This window comes from Pseudomonas sp. P7548, assembly GCF_013386585.1.
GTDB lineage: Bacteria > Pseudomonadota > Gammaproteobacteria > Pseudomonadales > Pseudomonadaceae > Aquipseudomonas.
In genome coordinates, this window is record NZ_JACARO010000194.1 from 1 (window position 1) to 3,897 (window position 3,897).

Annotated in this window: 5 protein-coding genes; 4 read left to right on the forward strand and 1 reads right to left on the reverse strand. The window is 61.4% G+C overall.

Going from position 1 to position 3,897, the window contains the following annotated elements; translation table 11 throughout:
• On the forward strand, positions 1–659 hold a 659-nt coding region (locus HX803_RS32175; RefSeq protein WP_178926084.1), incomplete at its 5' end, for a substrate binding domain-containing protein.
• A gap of 100 nt (positions 660–759) precedes the next feature.
• The gene (locus HX803_RS32180; RefSeq protein ID WP_176995297.1) at positions 760–939 is read left to right on the forward strand and encodes a hypothetical protein; all 180 of its coding nucleotides are present in this window, start codon (positions 760–762) and stop codon (positions 937–939) included.
• 8 nt (positions 940–947) lie between these two features.
• On the opposite strand, the gene HX803_RS32185 is transcribed toward HX803_RS32180, so the two are convergent.
• Positions 948–1,838: a helix-turn-helix domain-containing protein gene (locus HX803_RS32185; protein WP_178926085.1), complete on the reverse strand. Its 891-nt coding sequence runs from the start codon at positions 1,836–1,838 to the stop codon at positions 948–950.
• Positions 1,839–2,026: 188 nt separating this feature from the next.
• Between HX803_RS32185 and pobA the strand changes: the two genes are divergently transcribed.
• Entirely contained in the window at positions 2,027–3,211 is a 1,185-nt protein-coding gene (pobA, locus tag HX803_RS32190) for a 4-hydroxybenzoate 3-monooxygenase (protein ID WP_178926087.1), read from the forward strand.
• A gap of 138 nt (positions 3,212–3,349) precedes the next feature.
• Positions 3,350–3,897, forward strand: a 548-nt coding sequence (locus tag HX803_RS32195) for an MFS transporter (RefSeq protein WP_372339958.1), incomplete at its 3' end; no start/stop codon positions are given.

Sequence of the window (3,897 nt, forward strand, 5' to 3'; positions counted from 1 at the left end):
TCACCGAGCCCGATGAAGCCCCACGCGGTCAGTTGCGCTTGAGTGTGAGCAGCTCGTTCGGCCAGGCGCAGTTGGCCGATGCGGTGGCCGAGTACGTCAAGCTCTACCCGCTGGTGAGCATCGACATGCAGATGCTCGACCGCACGGTGAACCTGGTGGACGAACGCATCGACCTGGCCATCCGCACCAGTTTCGAACTGGACCCCAACCTGATCGCGCGCAAGCTCACCCTGTGCCGTTCGGTGATCTGCGCGTCGCCCGCTTACCTGCTGGAGCACCCGCAACCCCGGCAGGTGCGTGACCTGGCGGAGCACAATTGCCTGACCCACTCCTACTTCGGCAAAAGCCTCTGGCATTTCACCGAGAACGGCGAGCCGGTGTCCGTGGCGGTGCAGGGCACTATCAGCGCCAACGAGGCCACGACGCTGTTGCGAGTGACCTTGGCGGGGGCGGGGGTGTCACGGTTGCCGAGCTATCAGGCCGGGGATTACATCCGCAGCGGCGAATTGGTTCGCTTGTTGCCCGACGCCGAGCCGCAGCAGATGAACATCTACGCGGTGTACGCCTCGCGCAAACACATGCCCCAGGCGCTGCGCAGCCTGCTGGATTTCCTGGTGGTGAGGTTTCCGGAGGAGCCGGCGTGGGACGTTGGCCTCTAAGGCGACATAAACCGGTTGAATAGCGTCCAATAATGGCAACTCGCCCCGGCTGACCTATGCTTTAAACAGCACTGTTCATACCTGTGCTGAGGTCTGTGCCATGACGCTAAAAATCAGAAAGTACCTGATGATTTTCATCCTGTGCGCCCTGGCGACTGCGCTGTATGGCACCGCCGCCTACCGGGTAGAGCAAACGCGCATGCAACCGCCGAGTTTTGCGATCAGTTGCCATCAGGACCAATGCGTTCCCCATACCGGCAGCTTCAGCGCGCTGCGCTGACCCGGCTCCTACAGGGCGGGGCTGGTTTCGGCCTTGAGCTGTTCGCGAAAGGCCTTGGGCGAGAACCCGACCCGTCGGCGGAACAGCCGTGAGAAGTTGGTGGGGTCGGAAAACCCCAGCACTTCCGACATCTCGTTGATGGTCATGCTGGTGTAAGTCAGCAGGCGCTTGGCTTCCAGCAACTGGCGGTCATGCATGATCTGCAGCGCAGGCTGCCCTCCCAATTCCCGACACGTACCGTTGAGGTGCGAGACCGAGATGCCCAGTTTATGGGCCAGGTCTTCGATCTTCGGGTGTTCGCGATAATGCTGTTCGACCAACTGGGTAAAGCGCCGGAAGTATTCACGGCCGCGTGGTGTGCGGGGATGGCGGCGCTGGATGGCCTGGCGGCTGATCCACACCAGCAGCACGCTGACCAGGGCGTGCATCATCATGTCCCGCGCCGGTTGCTCATCGGCGTATTCGTCCTGCAGGCGGGCGAACTGGGCGTTGAGGTAGTCACTGTCCTTGCCGGCAGGGTAACTGCCCAGGGCCTGTAAACCGTCGACGGTGGCCCCCAGTTGCGCCTGCAAGTGGCTCACCAGCGGTGCAGCCAGCGTTACCACGTAGCCTTCGACATTCTCCGAAAAACGAAACCCATGCACACACAACGGTGGCAGCACCTGCAGCGTGGCTTCGTTGAGCGTGGTGCGCTGGCCTTCGATTTCCAACTGCGCGTGACCCTTGTGGACGTACAGCAACTGGCACAGATCCGCGTGCCGGTGGGGCTGGATTTCCCACTGGTATTCCCGACTCCGCCGGGAAATGGTTTCACAGTGCAACAAATCCGGTGTTGGCCATTGCTGGCTTTCCCCGTACAGCTTGAAGACCGGAATCGCGGAACTGGCAGTTTTGGTCATGGTTTCAATCCGATACTCAGGATAGTGGTGCGGTAATCGCCCCGATTGGCAAAAAGCGCAGGCTTTGTCTCAGTTTTCACCTTCTTATGCCGGCCACTCAAGTGAAAAATGCCAGCAACCAGATCAATGACAACTCTTTCACCCAATCCGTTCGGTGAAGCTTGCGGGCCATAAAAATAATGAAAACGCTGAAAACCCAAGTCGCCATTATTGGCGCCGGTCCTTCGGGATTGCTGCTCGGCCAACTGCTGCACAACGCCGGTATCCAGACCCTTATTCTTGAGCGTCAGCGCGCCGATTATGTGAAAGGTCGCATCCGTGCCGGGGTGCTGGAACAAGGCATGGTCGACCTGTTGCGCGAGGCAGGCGTGAGCCAGCGCATGGACGCCGAGGGCCTTGTGCATGACGGTTTTGAACTGGCGCTCAATGGCAGGCTCACCCACATCGACCTCAAGGCGCTGACGTGCGGGCAGTCGGTGATGGTCTACGGCCAGACCGAAGTCACCCGCGACCTGATGGCCGCCCGTGAAGCCGCTGGCGCCAGCACCCTGTATGAAGCGCACAACGTGCAGCCCCACGACCTCAACAGTGATCGACCCTGGCTCACCTTCGAGCACGAAGGCGAGACGTATCGCCTGGAGTGCGACTACATCGCCGGTTGCGACGGTTTCCACGGGGTGGCGCGTCAGTCGATTCCTGCCGAGTCGCTGGAGGTGTTCGAGCGGGTCTATCCCTTTGGCTGGCTAGGCATCCTGGCCGATACACCGCCCGTGCACCCGGAACTGGTATACGCCAAACACTCGCGTGGCTTTGCCTTATGCAGCATGCGCTCGCCGACGCGCAGCCGGTATTACCTGCAAGTGCCGGTGGAAGAGCCCTTGGATGAGTGGTCGGATGAGCGCTTCTGGGAGGAACTGAAAACCCGCCTGCCGGGCGAGCTGGCGCAGCGGTTGGTCACAGGACCATCGATCGAGAAAAGTATCGCGCCGCTGCGCAGCTTCGTGGTGGAGCCGATGCAGTACGGGCGCCTGTTCCTGCTTGGCGATGCGGCGCACATCGTACCGCCCACCGGCGCCAAGGGGCTGAACCTGGCGGCCAGTGATGTGAGCACGCTGTATCGGATCCTGTTCAAGGTGTACCGCGAGGGACGGGTGGACTTGCTGGAAAAGTACTCCGCCATCTGCCTGCGCCGCGTGTGGAAGGCCGAGCGGTTCTCCTGGTGGATGACCTCGATGCTGCATCAATTCCCACAAGCGGACGGCTTCAGCCAGCGCATTGCCGAGAGCGAGCTTGAGTACTTCATCCACTCGGAGGCCGGTCGTAAAACCATTGCAGAAAATTACGTCGGACTTCCTTACGAGGCTATCGAATAGCCTGCTATCGAGTAAGATGTCGAGCATTCCCGCGGGCCCTTCCTTACCCGTGGGCCCTGCTCGAAAGGTTCTGCCGTGACTAACCTGAATCAGCCCGCCCAACCCGTTCCCGCCGTACGCAGTGTGCTGGCTGCCTTGATGATGGCGATCTTCCTCGGTGCCCTGGACCAGACCATCGTCGCCGTGTCCATGCCGGCCATCTCGGCGCAATTTCACGATGTAAACCTGCTGGCCTGGGTGATCTCCGGCTACATGGTGGCGATGACGGTGGCGGTGCCGATCTACGGCAAGCTCGGCGACCTGTATGGGCGGCGACCGATGATGCTGATCGGCATGGGCCTGTTCACGTTGGCGTCGCTGTTCTGCGGCATGGCGCAAAGCATGGAGCAACTGGTGCTGGCGCGGATCCTTCAGGGCATCGGCGCCGGCGGGATGATCTCGGTGAGCCAGGCGATCATCGGTGACATCATCCCGCCCCGTGAACGCGGGCGCTACCAGGGCTACTTCAGCAGCATGTACGCCGTGGCCAGCGTGGCCGGGCCGGTATTGGGCGGCTACATGACCGAGTACCTGTCATGGCGCTGGGTGTTCCTGATCAACCTGCCACTGGGCGCCGGCGCCTGGTACGTGGCCCATCGCACGCTGGTGGGTTTGCCGGTGCCGCAGCGCAAGCCGATCATCGACTA

Excerpts from the sequence above, each read along its gene's own strand:
- HX803_RS32185 (WP_178926085.1), bottom strand. The coding sequence starts at position 1,838 with ATGACCAAAACTGCCAGTTCCGCGATTCCGGTCTTCAAGCTGTACGGG.
- HX803_RS32180 (WP_176995297.1), top strand. The coding sequence starts at position 760 with ATGACGCTAAAAATCAGAAAGTACCTGATGATTTTCATCCTGTGCGCC.